At 66.9% G+C, this 25,764-nt stretch carries 24 protein-coding genes; 16 read left to right on the top strand and 8 right to left on the bottom strand.

The genetic code is table 11. From position 1 onward, the window contains the following. The first annotated feature begins 96 nt into the window (after positions 1–96). The 4 genes from rplS to FQV39_RS27155 all read left to right on the top strand — a co-directional run bounded on the left by rplS (position 97) and on the right by FQV39_RS27155 (position 3,789). Entirely contained in the window at positions 97–492 is a 396-nt protein-coding gene (rplS, locus tag FQV39_RS27170) for a 50S ribosomal protein L19 (protein ID WP_149133133.1), read from the top strand. Between the two features lie 172 nt (positions 493–664). Continuing rightward, positions 665–1,114: a MarR family winged helix-turn-helix transcriptional regulator gene (locus tag FQV39_RS27165; RefSeq protein ID WP_149133132.1), complete on the top strand. Its 450-nt coding sequence runs from the start codon at positions 665–667 to the stop codon at positions 1,112–1,114. A 50-nt stretch (positions 1,115–1,164) separates the two neighbouring features. Beyond that, on the top strand, positions 1,165–2,736 hold the full coding sequence (locus tag FQV39_RS27160) for an efflux MFS transporter permease (RefSeq protein ID WP_149134064.1): 1,572 nt from the start codon (positions 1,165–1,167) through the stop codon (positions 2,734–2,736). A 12-nt stretch (positions 2,737–2,748) separates the two neighbouring features. Continuing rightward, a complete protein-coding gene (locus tag FQV39_RS27155; RefSeq protein WP_149133131.1) occupies positions 2,749–3,789 on the top strand; it encodes an HlyD family secretion protein in 1,041 nt (346 codons plus the stop codon). 12 nt (positions 3,790–3,801) lie between these two features. Here the strand turns inward: FQV39_RS27155 and FQV39_RS27150 are convergent, their stop codons facing one another. Beyond that, positions 3,802–5,016: an aminotransferase class V-fold PLP-dependent enzyme gene (locus tag FQV39_RS27150; RefSeq protein WP_149133130.1), complete on the bottom strand. Its 1,215-nt coding sequence runs from the start codon at positions 5,014–5,016 to the stop codon at positions 3,802–3,804. A 102-nt stretch (positions 5,017–5,118) separates the two neighbouring features. Here FQV39_RS27150 and kynA point away from each other — a divergent pair, with 102 nt between their 5' ends. From kynA to leuD, 6 genes are all read left to right on the top strand, one after another. Beyond that, on the top strand, positions 5,119–5,967 hold the full coding sequence (gene kynA, locus FQV39_RS27145; protein WP_149133129.1) for a tryptophan 2,3-dioxygenase: 849 nt from the start codon (positions 5,119–5,121) through the stop codon (positions 5,965–5,967). 128 nt (positions 5,968–6,095) lie between these two features. Continuing rightward, the gene (locus tag FQV39_RS33335) at positions 6,096–6,248 is read left to right on the top strand and encodes a hypothetical protein (protein ID WP_187640076.1); all 153 of its coding nucleotides are present in this window, start codon (positions 6,096–6,098) and stop codon (positions 6,246–6,248) included. A gap of 114 nt (positions 6,249–6,362) precedes the next feature. After that, a complete protein-coding gene (leuC, locus tag FQV39_RS27140) occupies positions 6,363–7,781 on the top strand; it encodes a 3-isopropylmalate dehydratase large subunit (protein WP_149133128.1) in 1,419 nt (472 codons plus the stop codon). A gap of 23 nt (positions 7,782–7,804) precedes the next feature. Beyond that, positions 7,805–8,050 carry a hypothetical protein gene (locus tag FQV39_RS27135; protein WP_149133127.1) on the top strand — a complete coding sequence of 82 codons (246 nt, stop codon included), beginning with the start codon at positions 7,805–7,807 and terminating at the stop codon, positions 8,048–8,050. A gap of 14 nt (positions 8,051–8,064) precedes the next feature. Further along, complete coding sequence (locus tag FQV39_RS27130) at positions 8,065–8,490, top strand: metallopeptidase family protein (RefSeq protein WP_248313157.1); 426 nt, start codon at positions 8,065–8,067, stop codon at positions 8,488–8,490. Positions 8,491–8,517: 27 nt separating this feature from the next. Further along, positions 8,518–9,120 carry a 3-isopropylmalate dehydratase small subunit gene (gene leuD, locus FQV39_RS27125; RefSeq protein ID WP_149133126.1) on the top strand — a complete coding sequence of 201 codons (603 nt, stop codon included), beginning with the start codon at positions 8,518–8,520 and terminating at the stop codon, positions 9,118–9,120. A 104-nt stretch (positions 9,121–9,224) separates the two neighbouring features. Here leuD and FQV39_RS27120 read toward each other — a convergent pair whose 3' ends face one another. Together FQV39_RS27120 and FQV39_RS27115 are read right to left on the bottom strand one after the other, a co-directional pair. Then, positions 9,225–10,472: a DUF1501 domain-containing protein gene (locus tag FQV39_RS27120; protein ID WP_248313156.1), complete on the bottom strand. Its 1,248-nt coding sequence runs from the start codon at positions 10,470–10,472 to the stop codon at positions 9,225–9,227. 5 nt (positions 10,473–10,477) lie between these two features. Further along, a complete protein-coding gene (locus FQV39_RS27115) occupies positions 10,478–11,947 on the bottom strand; it encodes a DUF1800 domain-containing protein (RefSeq protein ID WP_149133125.1) in 1,470 nt (489 codons plus the stop codon). A gap of 173 nt (positions 11,948–12,120) precedes the next feature. On the opposite strand from FQV39_RS27115, the gene FQV39_RS27110 reads away from it, so the two are divergent. Then, positions 12,121–12,567, top strand: coding sequence for a PaaI family thioesterase (locus tag FQV39_RS27110; RefSeq protein WP_149133124.1), 447 nt, complete (start codon positions 12,121–12,123; stop codon positions 12,565–12,567). 43 nt (positions 12,568–12,610) lie between these two features. Here the strand turns inward: FQV39_RS27110 and FQV39_RS27105 are convergent, their stop codons facing one another. Both FQV39_RS27105 and FQV39_RS27100 read right to left on the bottom strand, forming a co-directional pair. Then, complete coding sequence (locus tag FQV39_RS27105; RefSeq protein ID WP_149133123.1) at positions 12,611–13,702, bottom strand: ATP-dependent DNA helicase; 1,092 nt, start codon at positions 13,700–13,702, stop codon at positions 12,611–12,613. A 74-nt stretch (positions 13,703–13,776) separates the two neighbouring features. After that, positions 13,777–15,423, bottom strand: coding sequence for a methyl-accepting chemotaxis protein (locus FQV39_RS27100; protein WP_187640075.1), 1,647 nt, complete (start codon positions 15,421–15,423; stop codon positions 13,777–13,779). A gap of 212 nt (positions 15,424–15,635) precedes the next feature. Here FQV39_RS27100 and FQV39_RS27095 point away from each other — a divergent pair, with 212 nt between their 5' ends. Further along, positions 15,636–16,625: an alpha/beta hydrolase gene (locus FQV39_RS27095; protein WP_149133121.1), complete on the top strand. Its 990-nt coding sequence runs from the start codon at positions 15,636–15,638 to the stop codon at positions 16,623–16,625. Positions 16,626–16,631: 6 nt separating this feature from the next. Here FQV39_RS27095 and FQV39_RS27090 read toward each other — a convergent pair whose 3' ends face one another. Next, positions 16,632–17,216 (bottom strand): GNAT family N-acetyltransferase, encoded by a 585-nt coding sequence (locus FQV39_RS27090; RefSeq protein ID WP_149133120.1) that lies wholly within the window; start codon positions 17,214–17,216, stop codon positions 16,632–16,634. A gap of 89 nt (positions 17,217–17,305) precedes the next feature. On the opposite strand from FQV39_RS27090, the gene FQV39_RS27085 reads away from it, so the two are divergent. Next, positions 17,306–17,923 carry a LysE family translocator gene (locus tag FQV39_RS27085; RefSeq protein ID WP_149133119.1) on the top strand — a complete coding sequence of 206 codons (618 nt, stop codon included), beginning with the start codon at positions 17,306–17,308 and terminating at the stop codon, positions 17,921–17,923. A gap of 18 nt (positions 17,924–17,941) precedes the next feature. Here FQV39_RS27085 and FQV39_RS27080 read toward each other — a convergent pair whose 3' ends face one another. Both FQV39_RS27080 and FQV39_RS27075 read right to left on the bottom strand, forming a co-directional pair. Further along, positions 17,942–18,637 carry an SDR family oxidoreductase gene (locus FQV39_RS27080; RefSeq protein WP_149133118.1) on the bottom strand — a complete coding sequence of 232 codons (696 nt, stop codon included), beginning with the start codon at positions 18,635–18,637 and terminating at the stop codon, positions 17,942–17,944. 176 nt (positions 18,638–18,813) lie between these two features. After that, positions 18,814–22,545 (bottom strand): hydantoinase B/oxoprolinase family protein, encoded by a 3,732-nt coding sequence (locus FQV39_RS27075; RefSeq protein ID WP_149133117.1) that lies wholly within the window; start codon positions 22,543–22,545, stop codon positions 18,814–18,816. Positions 22,546–22,768: 223 nt separating this feature from the next. Between FQV39_RS27075 and FQV39_RS27070 the strand changes: the two genes are divergently transcribed. Genes FQV39_RS27070 through FQV39_RS27060 form a run of 3 tightly spaced genes read left to right on the top strand, consistent with a single transcriptional unit; the run spans position 22,769 to position 25,662 of the window. Further along, positions 22,769–23,317, top strand: a complete 549-nt coding sequence (locus FQV39_RS27070; RefSeq protein ID WP_149133116.1) for a TRAP transporter small permease — start codon at positions 22,769–22,771, stop codon at positions 23,315–23,317. Positions 23,318–23,320: 3 nt separating this feature from the next. After that, positions 23,321–24,631 (top strand): TRAP transporter large permease, encoded by a 1,311-nt coding sequence (locus tag FQV39_RS27065; RefSeq protein WP_149133115.1) that lies wholly within the window; start codon positions 23,321–23,323, stop codon positions 24,629–24,631. Between the two features lie 35 nt (positions 24,632–24,666). Continuing rightward, the gene (locus tag FQV39_RS27060) at positions 24,667–25,662 is read left to right on the top strand and encodes a TRAP transporter substrate-binding protein (RefSeq protein WP_149133114.1); all 996 of its coding nucleotides are present in this window, start codon (positions 24,667–24,669) and stop codon (positions 25,660–25,662) included. The last annotated feature ends 102 nt before the right edge of the window (positions 25,663–25,764 follow it).

Genomic DNA, 25,764 nt, shown 5'->3' with positions numbered 1-25,764 from the left:
CAAATCCGCCGCGCTCCTGTAAGGCCCCGCACTCAACTGAAAACAGCGAGCCGTAACGCCCGCGTGTCCACACGCGAAACGGCCATGGAGAGACCCATGAACATCATCGAACAGCTCGACCAGGAGCAGATTGCCAAGCTGAGCGAAGGTCGCGAGATCCCGCAGTTCCAGCCCGGCGACACCGTGCAGGTCAACGTCAAGGTCAAGGAAGGCGAGCGCAGCCGCGTCCAGGCCTATGAAGGCGTCGTGATCGCCCGCAACGGCGGCGGCCTCAACCAGAGCTTCACCGTCCGCAAGATTTCCTATGGCGAGGGTGTCGAGCGCGTCTTCCCGCTCTTCTCGCCGAACCTCGACTCGATCAAGGTCGTCCGCAAGGGCAAGGTGCGCCGCGCCAAGCTCTATTACCTGCGCGATCGCCGCGGCAAGTCGGCCCGCATCGCCGAGCGCGTCGAGGCCAAGCCCGCCAAGGGCTCGAAGGCCGCCGGCAAGTAAGCTCAGCCTCAGCGCAAAGAGATTGGAACGCGGTCCCTCGGGGCCGCGTTTTTTGTTGCCCGCAACCACAATCATTCCAAGAACGCATATCGCACCGCATCATGAGCATTTGATATGCGTCAGACTCAGATATAAGTAAGCCAATCATTAGCATGCTACTTATATTCATCCTATGGACCTCGCCCCGCTTCAAGCCGCCTTCACTGCTGAACTCGCTTCCGTCAACCGGAAGCTGAGAGCGCTCGTCGACGAGCGCGCCCGCGACATGGGTTTGACCCTTTCGCGTGCCCGGCTGCTGATGGAACTCGCCAAGGAAGACGGCCCGATCCAGTCCGATCTTGCCGGCCTGCTCGACATCGAGCAGCCGACGCTGGTGCGCCTGCTCGACGGGCTCGAACGCAACGGCATGATCGAGCGCCGTGCCGTGGAGGGCGACCGGAGGGCGCGACGTGTCTTCCTGACCGAGACCGCCCGCGCCCAGGCGCAGGACATCCTGAACTTCCTCGCCGAGCTGCGCGCCGGCATCCTGCAGGGCATAGCGCCGGAGGAGCTGGAGGCCGCGCTCGACGTTCTCCGCCGCACCTCGCGCAACATCGCAGCCGGGCGGAGTGCCGCCCCGTGAGCGCGCCCGAAACCACGACCGCGCCTGCCGCCCAACCGTTCGGGCTCACCATGCCACCCGCCCGCGCGCTCGCCTATATGCTCGCCTCGGTGACGCTGGCGATGACGCAGCAGATCGGCCAGAACATCGTCAACACCAACGTCTACCAGATCCAGGGCGAGCTCGGCGCCACCGTCGCCGAGACCAACTGGCTGATCGCCGCCTATATGGCGCCGAACGTCTCGCTCTCGATCGCGCTGATCAAGATCCGGATGCAGTATGGCTTACGCAATTTTGCGGAGATGAGCCTCGCCGGCTTCGTCCTCGCCACGCTGCTCAACTTCTTCTTCGTCCACGATCTGCAATCGGCCGTGGTGGTCCGCTTCATGAGCGGCATGGCGGCAGCGCCGATGTCCTCGCTCGCCTTCTTCTACATGATCGAGCCGCTGCCGCCGCCGAAGAAGCTGACCGTCGGAATCTCGCTGGCGCTGACCAACACCACGCTCGGCATCCCGGTGACACGGCTGATCTCGCCCTGGCTGCTGGAGACCGGCGGTTTCCACGGCCTGACCCTGTTCGAGACGGGGCTCGCCATGCTCGCCTTCGGCTTCGTCTACGCGCTGCCGCTGACCTCGCCGCCGCGGGTGAAATGGATCGGCCCGCTCGATCTCGTCAGCTATCTGTTCATCGCCGTCGGCTTCGGCTCGATCGCCGTCGTGCTCGCCCTCGGCCGGCTCTACTGGTGGTTCGAGGCGCCCTGGCTCGGCTGGCTACTCGCCTGCGCGGTGGCCTGCCTGATGCTGGCCGCGATCATCGAGCTGCATCGCGACAGCCCGCTCATCGACATCCGCTGGCTGACCAGCCCGACGACGCTGCATTTCGCCGGTGCGCTGCTGCTGCTGCGCGTCGTCCTCGCCGAGCAGACGGTCGGCGCCTCCAACTTTTTCCAGGCGCTCGGCATCCAGAACGAGCAGACCCTGTCGCTCTATACCGTGATCCTCTGCACGATCCTCGCGGGAGGGCTGACCTGCGCGCTCCTGCTGCGGCCGGGCCGCGAGAACTGGTTTTACGGCACGGCGCTGGCCTGCGTCGCGCTCGGCGCCTGGCTCGACAGCGGCGCCACCAGCCAGACGCGGCCGCACGACATCTATCTGAGCCAGGCGCTCGTCGCCTATGGTTCGGCGCTCTTCCTGCCGGCGGCAATGGCGCAGGGACTCGGCGGCGCCATCGCGCGCGGCCCCGTCTACATCCTGAGCTTCATCACCGTCTTCCTGTTCACGCAGAGCATCGGCGGCCTGCTCGGCTCGGCCATCTTCGGCAGCTTCATCACCCTGCGCACCAGCTTCCACTACCATGTGCTGGCCGAGCATTTCGCCATGTCCGACCCGCTCGTCGCCCAGCGCATCAGCCAGCTCGGCAGCAGCTACGGCCATGTCCTGACCGACACGGTGCTGGCACGGGCCGAGGGCGTGACGCTACTCGGCCAGCAGGCGATCCGGGAGGCGACAGTGCTCGCCTATAACGACGCCTTCCTGCTGATCTCGCTGATCGCCAGCCTAGCGCTGGGGGGCCTTCTCATCCACCTCGCCGTCCTGCGCCTCAGGGCGCAATCCGCCACCGCCCCTGCCCCGGCAGCCGGCTGACTCACATCGACCATGACCCGCCTCTTCCGCTCCGTCTCGACCTATATCGCGCTCGCCATCGGCCTCGTCGGCCTCGCCGTGATCCTCTACGCATGGCGGCTGCCGCCCTTTGCCAACGCCATCGAGACCACCGAGAACGCCTATGTGCGCGGCCAGATCACGGTCATCGCGCCCCAGCTCGCCGGCTATGTCGCCGAGGTGCCTGTCCAGGATTTCGCGACGGTCAAGCAGGGCGACCTACTGCTACGCATCGACGACCGCATCTATGCGCAGAAGCTGGAGCAGGCCCGCGCCTCACTCGCCGCCCAGCGCGCAGCGCTCGCCAATTCCGAGCAGTCCCGCGCCGCCGCGGAGGCAAGGCTGCGTGCCAGCGAGGCCAATGTCGCCGGCGCCGAGGCCGCGCTGCGCACCGCCGAAGCGAACTGGGGCCGCATCGAACCGCTGCGCGAGCGCGGCGTCGTCAGCCAGACCAGCACCGACCAGAGCCAGCAGGCGCTCGACCAGTCCCGCGCCTCGCTCACAGCGGCTCACGCCGCCGTCGACGTCGCGCGACAGGACGTCCAGACTGCCATCGTCAACCGCCAGTCGCTGGAGGCGGCGGTCGAGGGTGCGATGGCCGCCGTCCACCTCGCCGAGATCGATATGCAGAACACCCGCATCACCGCGCCCCAGGACGGGCGGCTCGGCGAGGTCTCGGCCCGGCTCGGCCAATATGTCTCGGCCGGCACGCAGCTCATGGCGCTGGTGCCCGCCCAGACCTGGGTCATCGCCAATTTCAAGGAAACCCAGCTGCCCGGCATGCGCGTCGGTCAGCCGGTGAGCTTCACCGTCGATGCGCTGCGCCATGCCACGCTGACCGGCAAGATCGAGCGCTTCTCACCGGCAGCGGGCTCCGAGTTCAGCGTGATCCGTGCGGACAATGCCACCGGTAACTTCATCAAGATCGCCCAGCGCGTGCCGGTCCGCATCGCCGTCGAACCGGGCCAGCCCCTGGCGGGAGAGCTGGCGCCCGGCATGTCGGTGGTCGTCAGCGTCGATACCTCGCGGCGCTGACCCCGCGCCACATCAACCCAGCGTCGCGAGCCGCTCCAGCAGAAGCCCAGCGTCGTCAGCGTTCTGGTAGAGGCCGAAGCCGAGACGCAGCCGGTCGCCGCGCAGGTCGACGGTAATGCCGGCCCGCGCCAGCCGCTCATGCCAGAGCGGCGCATCGGCATGGCGGAACGTCAGGAAATTGCCGCGGGCCGGTTCGGAGAGCGGCAGCGCGAGGTTCTCCGGCGCAAGCACGCCGCAGGGCCGGCGCGCCAACCCCTCCGCGATGATCGCCTGAAGGGCATGGGCGTGGTCGTGGATCGCCGACACATCGAGGCCCTTCGCATCGAGCCAGTCGAACACGGCGCCCATACGGTAGAGACCCGATGGATCGAAGGTCGCCCCCATGAAGCGCCAGCCCGTCTCGGCATAGCCGACGCCGCCCTGCGGCCCGGAGAGCGCGCCGAACGAAGCATACCAGCCGGTGTCGCGCGGCCGCATGGCGAAGCCGGGCGGGCAGTGCATGAAGCAGGCGCCCTCGCCCGCCATGGCGTATTTGTAGCCGCCAGCGATGTAGAAGGCCTTGTCGGCGATGGCCGAGAGGTCGGTCGGCCGCGCTAGAAAGCCGTGATAGCCGTCGATGACGACAAGACGGCCGGGCGCGGAGACCCCCGCAACCAGCCCTTCCAGATCGGTCAGCGCATAGCCGGAATTGAACTGCACCTGGCTGACGAAGACCATATCGGGGTCGCCCGCCTTCGCCGCCGCGATCAATCGTTCCGTCAGGCTGGCGAAAGGCTCGGCCGGCACGATGGTGAGCGCGATCAGTCCCTCCTCCGCCAGCCGTTCGATCTGCCGGCGGAAGGAATGGAATTCGGCGTCGCTCGTCAGGATGCGCGGCACGCGGTCCCGCGGCAGGCAGGAAAGCAGCCGGTTGACGAATTCATGGGTGTTGTTGGCCGGCACGAGCCCGTCGATGCCGGGCAGGTTGAGGCGCTTCGCCACGCCCTCAGCCACCTTCCGCCAGACCGGGCCGAGAACCTCTTCCCATTTGCCGTCGACCAGGCGGGCGGCATCGTCCCAGCAGCGCAGATGCGCCTCTCGCGTGACATCGGGCCAGAAATGATGGCTATGGGCGGCGAAATGCAACTCAGCCGGCCAGTTCTGGCGGAAGTGGGAGAAGTCGGCGGCAAGATTGAAGGGCGGCTGTCCGAGCCCTGCGGGAACAGTCGTCGCCTGGTCGCTCGCCATCGCCATGTCCTGTTCGCTTTGCTCACGCGGCAAAATACTTTAAGCTTAAAATATATCGCGCCTTCCCTTCGTCAAGGCGCATGGCGAGCGAGGGCAGAGCAAATGGGCACCGGCACAGGCGAGCACCACAGCCGCATCGAACCGGGCATGCAGACCGACTTCAAGGAGCGCATGGATTACGGCTCCTATCTCGGCCTCGATCTGCTGCTGGCAGCGCAGAAGCCGCTGAGCGACGCCCCCGACGAGCTGCTCTTCATCACCATTCATCAGGTCCAGGAACTCTGGCTGAAGCTGGCGGCGCATGAGCTCGACGGCGCCATCGCGGCGATCCGGGACGACCAGTTGCAGCCTGCCTTCAAGTCGCTGGCGCGCGTCTCGCGCATCCAGGCCCAACTCGTCACCGCCTGGGACGTGCTCTCGACGATGACGCCGGCCGACTACCTCGCGTTTCGTGACGCGCTCGGCCAGTCCTCCGGCTTCCAGTCCTACCAGTATCGCGCGCTGGAGTTCCGCCTCGGCGCCAAGGACCCGCGCATGCTGGCGATGCACCGGCACCATGCCGAGCATCACGCCCATCTGCAGGCGCTGCTGGAAGCGCCGAGTCTTTATGATGAAGCGCTGCGCCTGCTCGCCCGGCGCGGGCTGCCGATCCCGGCGGACTGTGTCGAGCGCGACTGGAGCGTGCCGCACGCCGCGAGCGACGCCGTAAAGGCCGCCTGGCTGACGATCTACCGGGACACGCAGCACCATTTCGATCTCTACGAGCTGGCCGAGGAGCTGGTCGATCTCGAGGACCAGTTCCAGCAATGGCGCTTCCGCCACATGAAGACGGTCGAACGCATCATCGGCTTCAAGCCGGGCACCGGCGGCTCCAGCGGCGTGAAGTTCCTGAAGACCGCGCTGGAGCGCTCCTTCTTCCCCGAACTCTGGCAGTTGCGCAGCGAGCTGTGACCACGGACCCGGCCGCTCTCATGCTGCTCCAGACCTCTGCGTCGCGGCGATGACGCTCCTGCACGGCGTCGATTGTCCGGCTTCATTGGAACTGCTACATAGTGGCCATGTCGCCGTGTGAGCATCATTTGCAGCGCTTCTGCGCCGTGCAGGGAGAGGGCCATCTGCCGCCCCTGCCGACGACGCAGGATTTTGCCGCGCTGCATGACCATGCCCGCCTGCCGTGGCGCTTCTTCGGCCGCTTCACCGCCTCCATCGCCGCGGGCCTTACCGGCGCCTGAGACCGGCCGCTTCCGCGCGGCCGGCGACAGGCGACTGATTTGAGCGCGTCGGAATGACCGGCGCGGCGATGCATCGATTTTCCAGATCACAATTCCCAAGACCGAGACCAAGCCATGACTGCGTCAACAGGCCCCCGCACCCTCTACGACAAGATCTTCGACGATCACGTCATCGACCGGCAGGAAGATGGCACCTGCCTGCTCTATATCGACCGCCACCTCGTCCATGAGGTCACCAGCCCGCAGGCCTTCGAGGGCCTGCGCATGACCGGCCGCAAGGTCCGCAGCCCTGAGAAGACGCTCGCCGTCGTCGACCACAACATCCAGACGACCGACCGCTCCAAGGGCATCCAGGAAGAGGAAAGCCGCATCCAGGTCGAGGCGCTCGCCAAGAACGCCAAGGACTTCGGCGTCGAGTACTTCAACGAGCTCGACAAGCGCCAGGGCATCGTCCACATCGTCGGCCCCGAGCAGGGCTTCACCCTGCCGGGCACCACGATCGTCTGCGGCGACTCGCACACCTCGACCCACGGTGCCTTCGGGGCGCTGGCGCACGGCATCGGCACCTCCGAAGTCGAGCACGTCCTCGCGACGCAGACGCTGATCCAGAAGAAGGCGAAGAACATGCTCGTCCAGGTGGACGGCACGCCTGCTCCCGGTGTCGGCGCCAAGGACATTACGCTCGCCATCATCGGCGAGATCGGCACCGCCGGCGGTACCGGCTCGGTGATCGAGTACGCCGGCGAGGCTATCCGCGGCCTCTCGATGGAAGGCCGCATGACCGTCTGCAATATGTCGATCGAGGGCGGCGCCCGCGCCGGCATGGTCGCGCCCGACCAGAAGGCCTTCGACTACCTGCAGGGCCGCCCCAAGGCGCCGAAGGGCGAGGCCTGGGACGCCGCCCTGCGCTACTGGGAGACGCTGCGCTCCGACGAGGGCGCGCATTTCGACCGCATCGTGAGGCTCGACGCCGCCAACCTGCCGCCGATCGTCTCCTGGGGCACGAGCCCGGAGGACGTCATCTCGGTCACCGGCGCGGTGCCCGATCCGGAGCTGATCGCGGACGAGGTCAAGCGTGCCTCGAAGAAGCGCGCGCTCGATTACATGGGCCTGACCGCCGGCACCAAGATGACCGAGATCCCGCTCGACGTGATCTGGATCGGCTCCTGCACCAACGGCCGCATCGAGGATCTGCGCACGGTGGCGAAGATCGTCGAGGGCAAGAAGGTCCATGACAGCCTGGACTACGCCATGATCGTGCCGGGCTCCGGCCTGGTGAAGCAGCAGGCGGAGCTGGAAGGCCTCGACAAGATCTTCCTCGCCGCCGGCTTCGAATGGCGTGAGCCGGGCTGCTCGATGTGCCTCGGCATGAACCCGGACCAGCTCAAGCCCGGCCAGCGCGCCGCCTCGACCTCGAACCGCAACTTCGAGGGTCGTCAGGGCTATCGCGGCCGCACGCACCTCGTCTCGCCGGCGATGGCAGCGGCAGCGGCGCTGACCGGTCATTTCGTCGACGTCCGCACGCTGGGTTGAGCGGCAAACGCGGGGACCGCATCATGTCGAACGATCCCCGCGAAGCTGCACGCGAAGCCGAGGCCAAGGCGGCGCTGGAGCGCGTCAAGCGCGACAGCGAAACCGTGCTCGGCTCCTCGATGAACCGGGCGGCGCAGCATTTCTCGGGCGCCGACGCGCCCGAGGGCGACCGCATCGAGCTCTGGGGCCGGCGCATCGGCCGCTCCCTCTCGCTGCTGGGCGTCATCGTGCTGGCCTGGTGGCTCGGCCATCAGTTGAAATTCTGGTGACGGATATGGACGCCGTGGCGACCAAAAGCAGGGACATCAACTGGGACGGGGCCAAGGCCCCGTCGCTGGAGGCGTTCGAGGTGCTGGCGCAGGCCGCCTTCGACCGCCTGCCGGACGAGTTCCGCGCGCTCTGCGCCGACGTCGTCTTCAACGTCACCGAGTTTCCCGAGGACGACGTGCTGAAGGAGCTGGAGGCGGAGAGCCCCTTCGACCTGCTCGGCCTCTTCAGCGGTGTCGGTCTGCCCCAGCAGGGCTATTCTCCGCAAACCGGCCAGATGCCCAACACCATCCATCTCTATCGCAGGCCGATCCTCGACTACTGGGCTGAGAATGACGAGAGCCTCGGCGCCATCGTCACCCACGTCATGGTCCACGAGATCGGCCACCATTTCGGCTTCTCCGACGAGGACATGGAAGCCATCGAACAGGCAGCCGGCTGAGCCGGCCTTCACGCAAGGACAAGAACCATGCAGCCCTTCACCACGCTGACCTCGACGCCCGCTCCGATGAAGGTGGTCAATGTCGATACCGACATGATCATCCCCAAGCAGTATCTGAAGACGATCAAGCGCACCGGCCTCGGCACCGCGCTGTTCTCGGAGATGCGCTACAAGGAGGACGGCTCCGAGAACCCGGATTTCGTGCTGAACCAGCCGGCCTATCGCAAGGCTGAAATCCTTGTCGCTGGCGACAATTTCGGCTGCGGCTCCTCGCGCGAGCATGCTCCCTGGGCGCTGCTCGACTTCGGCATCCGCTGCGTGATCTCCACGAGCTTCGCCGACATCTTCTACAACAACTGCTTCAAGAACGGCATCCTGCCGATCAAGGTCACGCCCGCGCAGCTCGACATGCTGTTCGACGACGCCGAGCGCGGCTCCAACGCGACGCTGACGATCGACCTCGCGAACCAGACCATCAAGGGCCCGGATGGCGGCGAGATCAGCTTCGAGATCGACCCCTTCCGCAAGCACTGCCTGCTCAACGGCCTCGACGACATCGGCCTGACCATGGAGAAGGAGTCGAAGATCGAGGCCTTCGAGGACAAGCTGAAGCAGCGCGCCTGGGCTTGATTCCATGCGTCATTCTCGGGCCGCGCACAGCGCGGACCCGAGAATCCCATGGCCAGGCTGCGGCAAGAGATGCTCGGGTCTTCGCCCGAGCATGACGGCCGGCGCTAAACCACCAGCCCCTGCATCGGCCTGAGATCGCCCGTACCGGGAAAGACCTTCTCGGCCAGCACCGGTCCCGAGAGCCCGAACAGATCGGCCACCACGCCCTTGGCGACCGCGCGGATATCGGTCGTCGGCCTGAGGTCGCGGTTCTGGAAGAGCTGCTCCGTCTTGAGCCCCGGCCAGTCCGTAATCATCCGGCCCCCCTTCACCGCGCCACCGACGAGGAAGGCGACCGTGCCGGTGCCGTGGTCGGTGCCGACCGTGCCGTTGACGGCGGCCGTGCGGCCGAACTCGGTCGCGACCATCACCACGGTGTCCTTCCAGACCGGCGCCAGCCCCTGCTCCAGCGTTGCGAAAGCCCCGTCCAGGCCGCCGAGCAGATTCGCCAGCCGTCCCTTGGCGCCGCCCTCATTGGCATGGGTGTCCCAGCCCTCGAAGGCGAGCGCGGCGATGCGCGGCCCGTCATCGGCGCCGATGAGCCCGGCGACACCCTCAGTGATCCGGCGCATGCCGTCGGCCGTGTCCGGCCCGCCGCCGCCTTTCGGCTCGGCCATGCCGCTGCGCCGTGCCAACCCCTCGGTCTCGATCGCCTGCTGCAACGCCGCGGCAAGGCCCGGATCGCGCTGACCGTAGAGATCGGCCAGCCGCATCGTCAGGTCGACGCCGGCCCGCGCCATGCGCGGCGGCGCCCAGCCGAGCACAGGCGCCTGCCCGCGCACCACCAGCGGCGGCACGACGCCGACGCCGAGGACGCCCTTGCGCGAGATGCCCTCCCCGGCCGGCAGGCTTGCGATCAGCCGGTTGAGCCAGCCGTTCTCGGTGTGGCCCGGCCCCGGCTGGCCGCTCTCCAGCACATCCTGCCCGTCGAAATGCGAACGCTCGCGATAGCCTGTGGCGGCAGCATGGACGATCGCCGCCCGCCCCTCGCGATAGAGCCGGGCGAGGTTTGGCATCGCCGGATGAAGATAGAAGAAGCCGTCGAGCGGCAAGGCCGCCTCGGGGCCGTCCTTGGCCAGCGCGATGCCTTCGCGCAGGCCGGCATAATCGGGGTCGCCGATCGGCGGCACCGCCGAAAGCCCGTCGAGCGCCCCGCGCAGCACCACCAGCAGGAAGCGCGGATCGCGGCTGCCCGGCGCCGCATAGGCGAATTTCGGCACGAAGGACCAGGCGAAGAGCGCGCCCGCCGCGCCGAGCGCGGCGCGCCGCGACGGCGTCATCCGTTCGCAATCATCGTCGTCGTGGTGATCCATCGGCCTCACCTCCGCTGGAATTCGGGCGACATCAGCAGCAGCGCCAGCGCCTGCGGCCGGCTCTCCGCCCGCGCCACCGCCTGCTTCGTTTCGGGCGAGAGGATCGGACCGAGAATGTCCTCGCTCAGGCTGCGCGGGTCGGGCACCGCATTCGCCGCCTGCCGGCCCCAGCCGGCAGCGACGTCGATGCGCGTCTTGATGCCTTCGGCCGAGGCCCAGGCGGCATTGGTGTCGGCATAGCCGTTCGGCCCGGAGGGCTGCCAGAAGGGTTGGCCCATCGCCGCCAGCGGCCCGACGATCTGGCCGAAATCGGGCTGGCGCCCGAGTGCCCGGTAAGACGCGAGGAGGAATTCCTGTGGCGTGCGGATCTTGCTCGCTGGCGCTGCCCACGCCGCGTTGCTGCCGATCAGCGCCAGATAGACGGCAGGCAGGTCGCCATCGCTCTGACGGAAGGTCGTGGCCAGCAGGTCGACGAGCTCGCGCGAAGGATCGTCCGCCACGAAATGCCGGGCGAGCTTCGTGGCGATGAAACGCGCCGTGGCGGGATGGCGTGCGAGGTCGGTCAGCGCCGCGACGCCCTGCGCCCGTCCGGGTTGGTCGTAAGCCCGGCCGAGCAGCGGCGTCACGCCGGGCTCGTGCAGACCGGCATTGAAGGCAAAGGAGCCGGGAAAGCCCAACACACCCTCGCGGCCCACGACAGTCCAGCCCGTGATGATGCGGGCGAGATTGGTGACATCAGCCTGGCTGTAGCCGCCGGAGACGCCGAGCGTGTGCAGCTCCATGATCTCGCGGGCAAGGTTCTCGTTCAGCCCGCGCCCGCGCCGCCGGCCCGCCGGAGAGTTGGGACCGACCGACTGACGGTTGTCGAGAAAGTCGAGCATCGCCGGGTGGCTCTCGGCCGCAACCAGCATGTCCTCGAAGCGGCCGAAGACATGCGGGCGGATGGCCTCGCGCTCATAGCTTCCCGCCATGATCCGGGACATGTTGCTCTTGGTCGCACCGATGCAGAAATGGTTCGACCAGAACATCACCAGCCGCTCGGTAAAGCCGGTCTCGGCCGCGAGCGCCAGATCAACCCGCGCCTTCACCTCGTCGCGATAGGTGCGATAGGGCAGCGCCGGCTCGTTCGATGCCTTCGGAGGCTGTGCCATCTGGTTCTGCGACGGGCCGGGCTGCGCTTCGGCCTGCTGTGTCGCATTGGCGACCTGCATCCCCTGCGCAGGCGGCTGCCTAGCCGAACGCTTCGCTTCGCGCTCGCGCTTCTCCTCGTCCTCGAAAGCGTAGAGCGCCTTGCCGATCTCGGCCGCTCCTGAAAGCAGCGCACCCTGAGGCTGCGCAACAACCCCGCTCGCGATCTCTGCCAGCAGCCGGTCCCGCGCCTGCCGGCGCACGGCCTCGCCCTGCCCCGGCTTCGGCCCGAGGCCGAAACGCTGCAGGGCGACGGCTCCTGCCTTCAGATCGTCCGGTCCCGCCATGCCGCCGGCCTCCGCTGACCATCCGCACCAGCATCCACAGCGACTATGGCAAAAAAGCAAAGGGATTCATGACAATTCGGCAATGTTCGAGCATCCCGGCGTCGACTCGAGTGCACTTGCGCGGTTGCGACAGCATCGAGGCGCTGGCACCGTGCGCTGAAACGGAGCTCGGGATGACCATCGACGAAGCCAGCATCGACCGGCGCATCCGCGCCAGCTTCGCCAAGCAGGGCCTGATGCAGACCCTCGGCGCCAGCGTCACCCATGTCTCGCCGGGGCAGGTGGAGATCGCGCTGGTTCCCAGGCCGGAAATCTCGCAGCAGCACGGCTTCGTCCATGCCGGCGCGGTGAGCTCCATCGCCGACAGTGCGGCCGGCTATGCCGCTCTCAGCACACTCCCGGCGGACCGCGGCGTTCTGACGGCCGAGTTCAAGATCAATCTTCTGGCTCCGGCAGCGGGCCGGCGCCTGATCGCACGCGGCAAGGTGGTGAAAGGCGGCCGAACCCTGATCCTCACTCAAGCCGAGGTTTTTGCCGAGAATGACGGCAAGGAGCGGCTCGTCGCCCTGCTGACGGCGACGCTGATGGCGATCGAAGGCCGCGACGGCATCGTCGACTGAAGTCCGTGCCATCCGGGCGAGCGGAGAGGCAGGCGCCGCGCTGCTACATCACGACCGTGATCGTCTCTGCCGCCCGCGTCAGACCCGTGTAGAGCCAGCGCGCCCGGTGCTCGCGGAAAGCGAAGCTCTCATCGAAGAGCACAACGTCATCCCATTGCGAGCCCTGCGACTTGTGCACCGTGAGCGCATAGCCGAAGGTGAACTCGTCGGTGTGCTTGCGCAGCTCCCACGGCACCTCCTCCTCGGTGCCGTCGAAGAAGTTCGGCAGCACCGAGACCTTCACCGCCTTGGCGCCGGTGTCGTCCTCCGGCGTCACGCGCATGGTGACCAGCCCCTTCTTCGAGGTCTTGATCTCCTGCACGATCCAGGAGCCGCCATTGAGCAGCCCCTTGCTCTTGTCGTTGCGTAGGCAGACCAGCTTCTCGCCGGCAACGGGGCTGTTGTCCGTGCGCCCCATCAGCTGGCGGATGCGGGCATTGTAGTTGCGCCGCGTCTTGTTCATGCCGACCAGGACCTGATCGGCCGCCATGACGATCTCCGGGTTGACCTCGTCGCGCCGGATCACGCGGCTCGGGCCGTAATCGCCGTATTCGAGCCTGCCACCCTCGCGCACGATCATCGACATCCGCACGATCGGATTGTCCGCCGCCTGCCGATGCACTTCGGTCAGCATCACGTCGGGTTCCTGCTCGGTGAAGAAGCCGCCGCCCTTGACCGGCGGCAGCTGTGCCGGATCACCCAGCACCAGTACCGGCGTGCCGAAGGAGAGCAGGTCGCGCCCGAGTTCCTCGTCCACCATCGAGCATTCGTCGATGATGATCAGCTTGGCCTTGGCGGCGGCGCTCTCGCGGTTGAGCACGAAGGTCGGGCTCTCCTCCTCGACCCCGCGCGAGCGATAGATCAGCGAGTGGATGGTCTGCGCACCGGTGCAGCCCTTGTTGCGCAGCACGAGCGCGGCCTTGCCGGTATAGGCGGCGAAGACGACCTCGCCGTCGACCGCCTCGGCGATATGGCGCGCCAGCGTCGTCTTGCCGGTGCCGGCATAGCCGAACATGCGGAAGAGCTGCGGCTCGCCGGCCTGCAGCCAGCGCGCCACGGCGGTCAAAGCCGCATCCTGCTGGGGCGACCAGCTCATCGCGAAGGAGACGTCGAAAAAGGCATGGCCCAGATGGGGCAGAGTCGCGCGCCAAAGGCAAGCGCGACGATGCTTCAGGCCGCGCGCAGGCGCCGGACGAAGGCGCCGGCTTCCGCCTGCAGCGCATTGATCCGCCGGTCAAGCTCGCCGGCGCTCTCAGCGCCCATATCGGCCTGCCCGACGGTCTGCAGATTGGCCGTTGCGATCTCGGACATCGCGATCGCGGCTGTCGCGGTCACATCCGAGATGCGCCCGACCGTCTCGCCAAGCGAGCCGAGAAGCTCGACGTGCGATCCGACCATCGTCGCGATCTCGGTGCCGGTCTGCTCGACCGCCGCGACGCTCGCCCCGATGGCCGAGACGGCCTGCGCCGCGTGCGACAGGGCTTCGTCGGCCTGCGCGATGCGATGGACGATCCGCGCGGCAGCCTCCGACGCCTGGTTCGCCAGTGTCTTCACCTCGGCGGCGACGACAGCGAAGCCGCGTCCCTGCGCTCCGGCGCGCGCCGCCTCGATCGTGGCGTTCAGGGCCAGCAGATTGGTCTGGCGCGCGACCGCCTCGATGATGCCGACGACATCGCGGATTTGTGCGGCGTTCTCCGTCAGCCGCGAGACCAGAGCGTGGGTTCCTGCCGCTTCGCGGGTCGCGGCGGTTGCCATCTCCGAGACACGCCTGACCTCGGCATTGATCTGCCCGATGACATGCTCCATCCGCAGCGCGGCCTCGCTGGAACGAATCGCCTCGACCCCGGCTCCGTCGACGGAAGCAGCAGCCGTCTCCGTGCTCTTCGAGACCTGATGGACCCGCACCGCCGAGTCCTGCAGCGCCATGCGCAGCACTTCGCTCTCCCGCCCGATCTCGCCGAGCAGCACGCCGAGCCGCGTCTCGAATTCGTCGGCGATCCGGGCAAGCTCCGTGCTGCGCATCTGCGCGTGGCGCCGCGCATCGCCCGCTTCCGCCTCGCGTGTCACCAGCGTCGCTCTAACCTCGCTGAACTGGCGCACGACGCGGGCGAGTTGGCCGATCTCGTCGGCCCTCCCGCGATAGGGCACCTCGATGACCCGGTCCGAGGCCGCGGCCTCACCGATCGCGGCCATCAGGCGTCGCAGAGGCCGCGTCAGATGGCTGCGGAGCAGCAGCAAAGTCGCGAGCCCACCGCCCAGCGGCAACAGGCAGGCAAACAGAATGGTCCAGAGGCGGACATTGCCTGCGCGCTCCCCGGCACGGGCCGTCGCCTCGCTGGCCCGACGCGCAAGCTGGTCGCGCAAGGTCGATGTCGTCGTGATGATCTGGTCGACATTGATGCGCGCGTCTTCGGCCCCGGCTTCCAGAAGTGCCGCCTTCGCCGAAACCCGGCGGCCGATGTCGACGATGCCGCGCTGGAAGGCGATGAATGTGCGGATCCGCGCGTCCAGGGTCGGGTTGGCCTCGCGCAAGGCCGCAGGCAAGGCCGAGATCAGATGCGCGCGTGCCGCATCGACCAGATCAAGGGAGCCCTCCAGCCGCTCGAGCATGGCTTCGACCTGCGGCTTCGACATCTCAGGATCGATATTGCTCAGCAGTGCCGTGGCGGCGACACGGCTGGACAGCAAGGAAGCGCTGCTGGCGAGGCCGATATCGGTGAAGGCGGCGGCATCGATGCGCCGGGCCTCGTCGAAGCCGCGCAACGCGCTGAAGAGGCCGAGCGCCCCGGCGAGGCTCAGCAGCGCGAAGAATGCCATGATCTTCGCCGTCAATCCCAGTCGCCTCATGGTCGTCACCACCTCGTAGCCAGGGCTCCTTTCGCAGATGCGAGCGAACGCAAGGTTAATGCGAACTGACATACCAAAACAAAATCAATATTTTAGCCGATTACATAATGATGAAGACAGCCGCTCTGCGGTTCGCCTCCGCCGCCATTGCCCGCGAAGATGAGGCAGCCTAGCTTCGCGACATGAGACCTCGCGCCACCCGGATTCTCCTGCTCTGTCTTGGCCTTGCGCTGGCAGCCTATGCAGCCTTCGTCCTTTCGCCCTGGCCTTCGACCCTGCTGACGCGGCTTGCCTTCGGCTACGGCGCCGCGAAGACCAATGCCGCCCTCGCCAAACATGTTCCGACCAGTATCCGCGAGCAGCTCGATATCCGCTATGGCGCAGCGGAAGAGGCACGGCTCGATGTCTATCTTCCGCAAGGCGATGCCAAGCCGGGGCGACCGACCGTCGTCTGGATCCATGGCGGCGCCTTCGTCGCCGGCGACCGCCGGGATGTCGCTCCCTATCTGAAGATCCTGGCCGGGCGCGGATTTCCCACCGTTGCCGTGGGCTATACCCGTGCACCGACCGCCCGCTATCCCGAGCCGGTTCTGCAGGTGAACGAGGCGCTCGGCTTTCTGCAGCGCGAAGGTCAACGTCTCGGCCTCGATCCCAGCCGAATTGTGCTTGCAGGTGACTCGGCCGGCGCCCATGTTGCAGCGCAACTCGCCGCCGGCCTGACAGGCGGGGACTATGCCGAGCTGCTCGGCCTGAAGCCGACCGCGTCACCTGCAACCTTGCGGGGCGTTGTACTGTTCTGCGGCGCCTTCGACCCGACAGCGTTCGAGCTGACCGGTCCCTTCGGCGGCTTCATCCGCTCCGTGCTCCTGGCCTATTTCGGCACGTCGAATCCGTTCGACAACGAGCGCATCACAGAGGCCGCGGTGCCTCGCTATGTGACGGAAGCCTTTCCCCGCAGCTTCATCTCGGTCGGCAACGGCGACCCGCTGGCACCACAATCGGTGGTGATGGCCCAGGCCCTGCGCGACCGCGGCGTCAAGGTCGACACGCTGTTCTTCCCGCCGGAGACCGAGCCGAAGTTGCCGCACGAGTACCAGTTCGATCTCGATCGCCCCGAGGGCAGGCAGGCGCTGGACCGGCTGACGGCGTTCATCCAAAGCGTCGCACCTTAGGGCCCCTCACAGCACCAGCCGGAGCAGGGGCCGCCCCGGCTTCTGTCGGGCCACCTCGACAAACCCGGCGCGTCGGAGCACGCTTTCCGGTCCGACATAGAGCCCGTCGGCGCTGCGCTTCTCCCGGTTGTCCATCGCTGCGGCCTCGATCAGCCGTGCACCGCTCTCCCGCGCGAAATCGACCGCGCCCTCGATCAGCGCGCCGGTGACGCCCTGCCCGCGAAATCCGCGCCTGACAAAAAAGCAGGAAGCTGCCCAGTTGCGCTCATCCTCGGCCGGCGCGTCCGGCAGCGGTGTCGAGGCGCGGCGCGGATTGTTCCACTCGGGCACATGTGCCCGCGGCCCCACCTGCAGCCAGCCGACGGCCTTGTCCTCCGCATAGGCCAACACGCCCGGAGGCGGCCCGCGCTTCACCCGTTCCTCGAACAGCCGGCGCGCGCCCTCGCCGAGCAACGGCTTGCGCAATCGTTGCGGCATGCGGAAATGATTGCACCAGCAGCCATAGCAAGGCCCCTGCGGCCCGAAGAGATCTTCCAGATCGCTCCAGCGCTCCGGCGTGAGCGGCACCACGGAAAAACCTGTTCGGTCCATCGCGACCTTCCCTTCAATGGCGATGCGAGACGGCTGGACAGGAAGCCGACATCGGCAGATCACTAGGCGACACAGCCGGAGACCGCGCCATGTCGCTTGAAGTCTACGCCGCCTATCTGCTCGCCTGCATCGTCATCATTATCGTTCCCGGCCCCACGGTCACGCTGATCGTCGCCAACAGCCTGAAGCACGGTACCCGCGCCGGCCTCCTCAATGTGGCAGGAACCCAGGCCGGCCTCGCGATCATGGTCATCGTCGCTGGCATCGGGCTGAGCTCGGTCATTGCAGCGCTCGGCCACTGGTTCGAGTGGCTGCGGCTGGCCGGCGCCGCCTATCTGATCTGGCTGGGCTGCAAGATGTTCCGCTCGGCTGGCGCCGGCCTCGACGGCAGCGCGCCGGCTAAGCCGCCGCGCGGCGGCTTCTTCCTGCAGGGCGCGCTCGTCGCCCTCAGCAATCCGAAGACGCTGCTGTTCTTCGGCGCCTTCTTCCCGCAATTCCTCGATCCGTCGCGGGACCAGGCCACCCAGATTGCGATCATGGGCGCGACGGCGCTGGCCTTCGCCGCGCTCAGCGATGGCGCTTATGCGGTATTGTCCGGGCGCGCCGGCCACATGCTCTCGCAGCGGCGCGTCCGGCTCCTGTCGAAGCTCAGCGGCGGCTTCCTGGTCGGCGGCGGCCTCTGGCTCGCCTCGACACGGGCGAACTGAGCGGCCACTGGCCTCGCCTCACCAGGCGATTCTTTCGCCCGTGTAGTCGCGGAAACTGTTGGTCTCGCCCATGCCGGAAGCGTCGATGGTGCGGATCAGCCCCCCGGCGCTCTCGGCCGGGGTGATGTCGGCGCCGCTGCCGCCCATGTCGGTCTGGACCCAGCCGGGGTGGAACAGCAGCACGCTGACATTGCGCTCGCGCACGCTGTTTCCGAACACCACCATCGCCATATTCACCGCCGATTTGGACGAGCGGTAGATCAGGGCGTTGCCGGGATTGGCGCCGATCGAGCCCATGCGGCTCGAGATCGTCGCGATCTTACGGCCCTGCCCGGCCTCGATATTCGGCAGGAAAGCCTGCGCCACCCTGATCGGCGCGTAGACATTGACCTCGAAGACCTCGCGCCAGGCGTCGAAATCGACGTCGAGCCCGCCCTGCCGGTCGCGTGGACCATAGAGGCCGGCATTGTTGAGCAGCACGTCGATGGCACGGCCGGCCAGCGCTTCCTTGGCAGCGGCGACGCTCGCATCGGAGGTGACGTCGAGTTCGACCAGCGTCACTGCCCCGGGATGCGCGGCCGCGAGCTCGCCGAGCGCTCCGCCCCAGGGGTTGCGCGCCGCGGCGATGACATGGTCGCCCCGGCGCAGCAATTCGATGGTGAGCGCGAGCCCGATGCCGCGATTGGCGCCGGTGATCATCCAAGTCTGAGGCATGAGAGTCTCCTTACAGAAGACTCTCAGCTAGGCCCCTTCGGGAAGGCTTGCCAGAGCGGCCAACGCAATTTCGTCATGCTCGCCCTTGTGGCGAGCATCCACATCCTGAGCACGACCTTCGACCAGCGAAGACATGGATGGTCGGGACAAGCCCGACCATGACGGGAAAATGCGCCTCAGCCCTTCGCCTTGCCGTAGCCCCCCGCCGTCGGCGTGATCACCGTCACGGCCTCTCCGGCTTCCAGCAGCGTTTGGTCGGACGGCTTCAGTTCCTCGATCGCGCCCGAGAGCCTGCGCACCAGCGTCCTCCCGAGCTGGCCGGGCTCGCCGCCGTTCACACCGAAGGGGCGAACCCTGCGGTGCGAGGCGAGGATCGCGCAGTCCATCGTCTTGAGGAAGCGGATGGTGCGGCTGGTGCCGTCGCCGGCCGTCCATTCGCCCTTGCCGCCGGAACCGGGACGGATGTGGAAATCCTCCAGCACGACCGGGAAGCGTGTCTCCAGGATCTCGGGATCGGTCAGCCGCGAATTGGTCATGTGGACATGCACGCCCGAGGTGCCGTTGAAGCCGGGGCCTGCCGGCGAGCCCGAGCAGATCGTCTCGTAGTACTGGTATTGGTCGTTGCCGAAGGTGAGATTGTTCATCGTGCCTTGCGACGCCGACATCGCCTGAAGCGCACCGAACAGCGTGTTCGTCACCGCCTGCGACACCTCGACATTTCCAGCCACCACGGCGGCCGGATAGCGCGGCGCCAGCATCGAGCCTTCCGGCACGACGATCCGGATCGGCCTGAGGCAACCGGCATTCATCGGGATCGCGTCGTCGACCATGACGCGGAAGACGTAGAGCACGGCAGCGCGCGTCACCGGCGCCGGGGCGTTGAAGTTGTCCGGCCGCTGCTCGGAGGTGCCGGTGAAATCGACCGTCGCCTCGCGCTTCTCGCGGTGGATGGTGATCTTCACCTTGATCGCGCAGCCCTGGTCCATCGGATAGGTGAACTCGGCGTCGTGCAGCTTGGTCAGCAGCCGCGCCACACTCTCGGCCGCATTGTCCTGGACATGGCCCATATAGGCCTGCACCACGTCGAGGCCGAAGGAGCGGATCATCTTGCGCAGCTCCGCCACGCCTTTCTCGTTGGCCGCGATCTGCGCCTTCAAATCGTTGACGTTCTGCACGACGTTGCGGACGGGATAGCGTGCGCCGGTCAGGAGCTTGACGAGGTCTTCCTCGCAGAAGCGGCCCTGATCGACGATCTTGAAGTTGTCGATATAGACGCCTTCTTCCTCGATATTGGTCGCCAGCGGCGACATCGAGCCCGGCGCCGTACCGCCGACATCGGCGTGGTGGCCGCGGCTCGCCACCCAGAACAGGATCTCCTTGTCCTCGGCATCGAAGACCGGCGTGCAGACCGTGATGTCGGGCAGATGTGTGCCGCCGTTATAGGGCGCGTTGAGGCAGTAGACATCGCCCGGCTTGATGACCGGGTTGTTCGAGATGACCGTCTCGACCGAGCGGTCCATCGAGCCGAGATGCACCGGCATATGCGGCGCGTTGGCGACGAGCGCGCCGGTCTGATCGAAGACGGCGCAGGAGAAGTCGAGCCGCTCCTTGATGTTCACGGAATAGGCGGTGTTCTGCAGCGTCACGCCCATCTGCTCGGCGATCGACATGAACAGGTTGTTGAAGATCTCAAGCATGACCGGATCGGCCTTGGTGCCGATCGCGGCCTGCTGGACCAGCGCCTTCACGCGGACCAGGACGAGATGATCCTTGGCCGTCAGCTTCGCGCTCCAGCCATCCTCGACGACGACAGTCTGGTTGGGCTCGATGATGATCGCCGGACCGGCGACGCTCTGACCGGGTTGCATCGCCTCGCGCCGGACGATCGCCGCATCATGCCATTCGCCCTTCGAGAACAGCCGCGTGCGCTCGGCAACCGCCGGCTCGCCCGCCTGCTCGACGGTCGAGGCTTCCTCGAACTTCGCGCCGCCGCCGACAGCCTCGACCTCGACGGCCTCGACGACCAGCGCCTTGGTCTCGTCCATGAAGCCGAAGCGCGCCTTGTGCGCGGTCTGGAAGGCCTCCTGCATCGCGGCGCGCGTGCCGGCGGGAACCGCAATGGCGGTATCAGTGCCGGCATAGCGGATATGGGCTCTGGTATGGACGGCGATATCGCCCTCCGCTACGCCCTGCCCCGCGACCTCCGCCTTTGTCTCGGCCGCGAGCTTCTCGGCCACAGCCTCGATCGCGGTCTTCGCCTCGCCGTCGAGCGGGACATCGAGCGCCGCGGTGCGCGTCGAGCGGATTTCGGCGAGCCCCATGCCATAGGCCGAGAGCAGACCGGAGAACGGGTGCAGCAGCACGGTCTTGATGCCCAACGCATCGGCCACAAGGCAAGCGTGCTGGCCGCCGGCGCCGCCGAAGGAGTTCAGCGCATAGCGGGTGATGTCGTAGCCGCGCTGGACAGAGATCTTCTTGATCGCCTCGGCCATGTTGGCGACGGCGATCTGGATGAAGCCGTCCGCGACCTCCTCGGCCGAGCGGCCGTCGCCGACCTCCTTCGCCAGCGCGGCGAACTTCGCCCGCACCGTCCCGACATCGAGCGGCTGGTCCTGCTGCGGCCCGAAGATCATCGGGAAGTAGGACGGGATCAGCTTGCCGACCATGACATTCGCATCGGTCACCGCGAGCGGCCCGCCACGGCGATAGGCGGCCGGGCCGGGATTGGCGCCGGCCGAATCCGGACCGACGCGGAAGCGCGCGCCGTCATAGTGGAGAATCGAACCGCCACCGGCCGCGACGGTGTGGATCAGCATCATCGGCGCGCGCATGCGCACGCCGGCAACCTCGGTCTCGAAGGCGCGCTCATATTCGCCGTCGAAATGGGCCACGTCGGTCGAGGTGCCGCCCATGTCGAAGCCGATCACCTTGTCGAAGCCGGCCGAGCGGCCGGTCTCGGCGAGGCCGACCACGCCACCCGCGGGACCGGAGAGAATGGCGTCCTTGCCCTGGAAAAGCTCGGCTGCGGTGAGCCCGCCCGAGGACATCATGAACATCAGGCGGATGGGTTCCTCCCCTCCCCCTTGTGGGGAGGGGCTGGGGGTGGGGGGCGTCCCGCTTGGTGAGCGCTCACCCAGTCGTTCGCCCCCCCTCTCCATCTCTCCCCCACCAGGGGGGAGAGAGGCGCGCGCACCGGCATCGCCAGCAACAATCCCCAACTCCTCCGAAACCTGCTGCACATAGCGGCCAAGGATGGGCGAGAGATAGGCATCGACCACGGCGGTGTCGCCCCGGCCAACCAGCTTCACCAGCGGCGAGACCTCATGGCTGACCGAGACCTGCGGGAAGCCGATATCGCGAGCGATCCGGGCCGCGACCTGCTCATGGGCAGGATAGCGATAGCCATGCATGAAGACGATGGCGACGGCGCGGAAGCCGGCATCGTACTGCGCCTGCAGCGCCCTGCGGATCGCCGCCTCGTCGGGCGCACGTTCGATCGTGCCATCAGCCAGCACGCGCTCCTCGATCTCGATGACGTCTTCGTAGAGCTGCTCGGGCTTGATGATCTGCTTGGCGAAGATGTCGGGCCGCGCCTGGTAGCCGATGCGCAGCGCGTCGCGGAACCCCCTGGTGGTGACGAGCAGCGTCCGATCGCCCTTGCGCTCAAGCAGCGCGTTGGTGGCGACGGTGGTGCCCATGCGCACCTCGCCGACGGCGCCGGCCGGAATCGCCTCGCCCGCCTTCAACCCGAGCAGGTCGCGGATGCCCTGCACCGCGGCATCGCGATAGGCGCCGGGATTCTCCGAGAGCAGCTTCCTGGCATGGAGATTGCCAGCCGGATCACGCCCGATCACGTCGGTGAAGGTGCCGCCGCGATCGATCCAGAAGTCCCAAGACGCTGCCGACATAAGACGTTCTCCCCTCCGCCATGCCAGCGATGGATGACGCTGACGTTTCATCGATAAATCGTCGATGAGTTATTGACAAGGCGATTCCGCTGGCTACGATCCCGATTGTGGCTGGAACATGGCTGAGGGGCCGGGCCGGCACGAATGCGGAGGATGTGACGATGCGAGCAACCCTGGCAACCGGGCGCGCACGCGCCATCGACCTGCGGGAGCGGCGCGCGCCATGATCCGCAGGACGCTTGATGCGCTCTACCTCTGGGCCGGCTATGCGGCCGGTGTCTTCCTCGTCCTGATCTTCGTCCTGATGATGGTGATGTCGGTGGGCCGCGAGATCGGCTTCAACATCCCCGCCGGCGACGACTTCACCTCATGGTGCATGGCGGCGATGGCCTTCCTCGGCCTCGCCCACACCTTCAAATCCGGCGACATGATCCGCGTCGGGCTGCTGATCGACCATTTCAAGGGCCGCAAGCGCTGGTGCTTCGAGGTGTTCTCGCTCGTGCTCGGCCTCGGCTTCTCCGGCTTTTTCGCCTGGCACGCGGCGGTGATGACCTGGCAGTCCTTCGAGTTCAACGATGTCGCCGGCGGCGTCGTGCCGATGCCGCTCTGGATTCCGCAGCTCGGCTATTCCGGCGGACTGACCATCCTGTTCATCGCGATCCTCGACGAATTCGTCCATGTCGTGATCCGCGGCCAGGAGCCGCGCTACGAGAAGCCCCCTGCGCAAACCGACGAGGAGATCGTCGAGCGCGCCATGGCCAGCGGAGTGTGACGCATGGCAATGATCGAAATCTCGGGGCTTCTGCTCCTATTGCTGGCGATTTTCCTCGCCGGTGGCGTCTGGATCGCGATTTCGCTGATGGCCTGCGGCTGGGTGGCGATGCAGTTCGTCGGCGGCGGCATTCCGGCCGGCTCGGTGCTGGCCACGACCATCTGGGGCAACAGCGCCTCCTGGACCCTGGCAGCGCTGCCGCTCTTCATCTGGATGGGCGAAATCCTCTACCGGACGAGGCTGTCGGAAGAGATGTTCCGCGGCCTCGCCCCCTGGCTCAACTGGCTGCCGGGCCGGCTGATGCACGTCAACGTGCTGGCCTGTGGCATCTTCGGCTCGGTTTCCGGCTCCTCGGCCGCGACCTGCGCCACCGTCGCGAAGATCGCCCTGCCGGAGCTGAAGAAGCGCGGCTACAACGAAACCGTCTCGCTCGGCTCGCTCGCCGGCGCCGGCACGCTCGGCATCCTGATCCCGCCCTCGATCACCATGGTCGTCTATGCGGTGGCGGCGAACGTCTCGATCATCCAGGTCTTCCTCGCCGGCTTCCTGCCGGGCCTGCTCGTGATGGTGCTCTATTCCGGTTACATCATCGTCTGGCATCTGCTGCACCCGGAGCAGTCGCCGCCGCCCGAGCCGAAGATGCCCTTCCGCGAGAAGATGAGGGAATCGGCGCAGCTCATCCCCTGCATGCTGCTGATCGCGCTGGTCTTCCTGTCGCTGCTGCTCGGCTGGGCGACCGCGACGGAATGCGCGGCCTGGGGCGTGCTCGGCTCCTTCGGCATCGCCTGGTGGTCGGGATCGCTGACGAAGGAGGCCTTCTGGCAGAGCGTGATGGGCACTACCCGGATCACCTGCATGATCATGCTGATCCTGGCCGGCGCCTCCTTCATGTCGACCTCCATGGCCTATACCGGCATCCCGGCGGCGCTGGCCGAATGGGTCGACAGCCTGCACCTCTCGCCCTACGCGCTGATCGCGGCGCTGACCGTGATGTACATCGTGCTCGGCACGGCGCTCGACGGCATCTCGATGATCGTGCTGACCACCGCCATCGTCATCCCGATGATCAAGACCGCCGGCTTCGACCTCGTCTGGTTCGGCATCTTCCTCGTGCTGATCGTCGAGATGGCCGAGGTCTCGCCGCCGGTCGGCTTCAACCTGTTCGTCCTCCAGACCATGTCGGGCAAGGATTCGAACACGGTGGCGCTGGCGGCCCTGCCCTTCTTCTTCCTGCTCGTCGCGGCCGTGGCGATCATCACGGTCTTCCCGCAGATCGTGATGGTCTTGCCCGAAATGGCCTTTCCGCCTCAATGATACCGCATCAAAACCAAGGGAACGGAGACAAGACCATGCATCGCAAGGATTTCATCAAGGGCCTTCTCGTTGCGGGCGTCGCGGCCGGCGCCCTGTCGCTCGCGGCCGCCCCGGCCTCGGCCCAGACCAAGTGGAACCTGCCCAACGCCTATCCGTCGGATAATCCCCACACGGAAAACCTCGTCCTCTTCGCCAAGGATGTCGAGGCGGCGACCGGCGGCAAGCTCTCGATCACGGTTCACGCCAACGCCGCGCTGTTCAAGGCGCCGGAGATCAAGCGCGCCGTCCAGACCGGCCAGGCCCAGATGGGCGAGGTGCTGATGTCGCTGCACGAGAACGAAGACCCGGTCTACGGCATCGACGTCGTGCCCTTCCTTGCGACAAGCTTCGCCGACTCGCGCAAGCTCTACGCGGCCTCGAAGGCAGCGATCGAGAAGAAGCTCGACAGCCAGGGCGTCAAGCTCCTCTTCATGGTCCCCTGGGCGCCGCAGGGCGTCTACGCCAAGAAGGAGATCAACAGCGTCGAGGACATGAAGGGTCTGAAGTGGCGCTCCTACAATGTCGGCACCGCCCGCCTTGGCGAAATGCTCGGCATGCAGGCGGTGACGATTCAGGCGGCGGAGCTGCCGCAGGCGCTCGCGACCGGCGTCGTCAACTCCTTCATGTCGTCGGGCGGCACCGGCTACGATTCGAAGGTCTGGGAGTCGCTGACGCATTTCTACGACGTCCAGGCCTGGATCCCGAAGGACGCCACCTTCGTCAACAAGGCCGCCTTCAACGCCCTCGACAAGGCGACGCAGGATGCACTCCTGAAGGCCGCCGCCACTGCCGAGGAGCGCGGCTGGAAGATGTGGCAGGAGAAGGCCGGCTGGTATCTCGACCAGCTGAAGAGCAAGGGCATGAAGGTGCAGGCGCCCTCACCCGAACTCGCCAGCGGCTTCAAGAAGGCCGGCGATACGCTGACCGCGGACTGGCTGAAGAAGGCCGGCGCCGACGGCCAGTCGATCATCGACGCCTACAAGAAGATGTGAGGCGCGTTCCGCACACGGCCTTCGCCGCCCGTCATGGTCGGCCTTGAGCAGACCATCTCCCGATCAGAGATTCCCGGGTCGGCGCCAGGCGCCGCCCGGGAA

The sequence above is a fragment of the Bosea sp. F3-2 genome, from assembly GCF_008253865.1.
Lineage (GTDB): Bacteria > Pseudomonadota > Alphaproteobacteria > Rhizobiales > Beijerinckiaceae > Allobosea.
The sequence above is the reverse complement of the archived record's forward strand: the minus strand, read 5'-3'. Positions and strand labels throughout refer to the sequence as shown.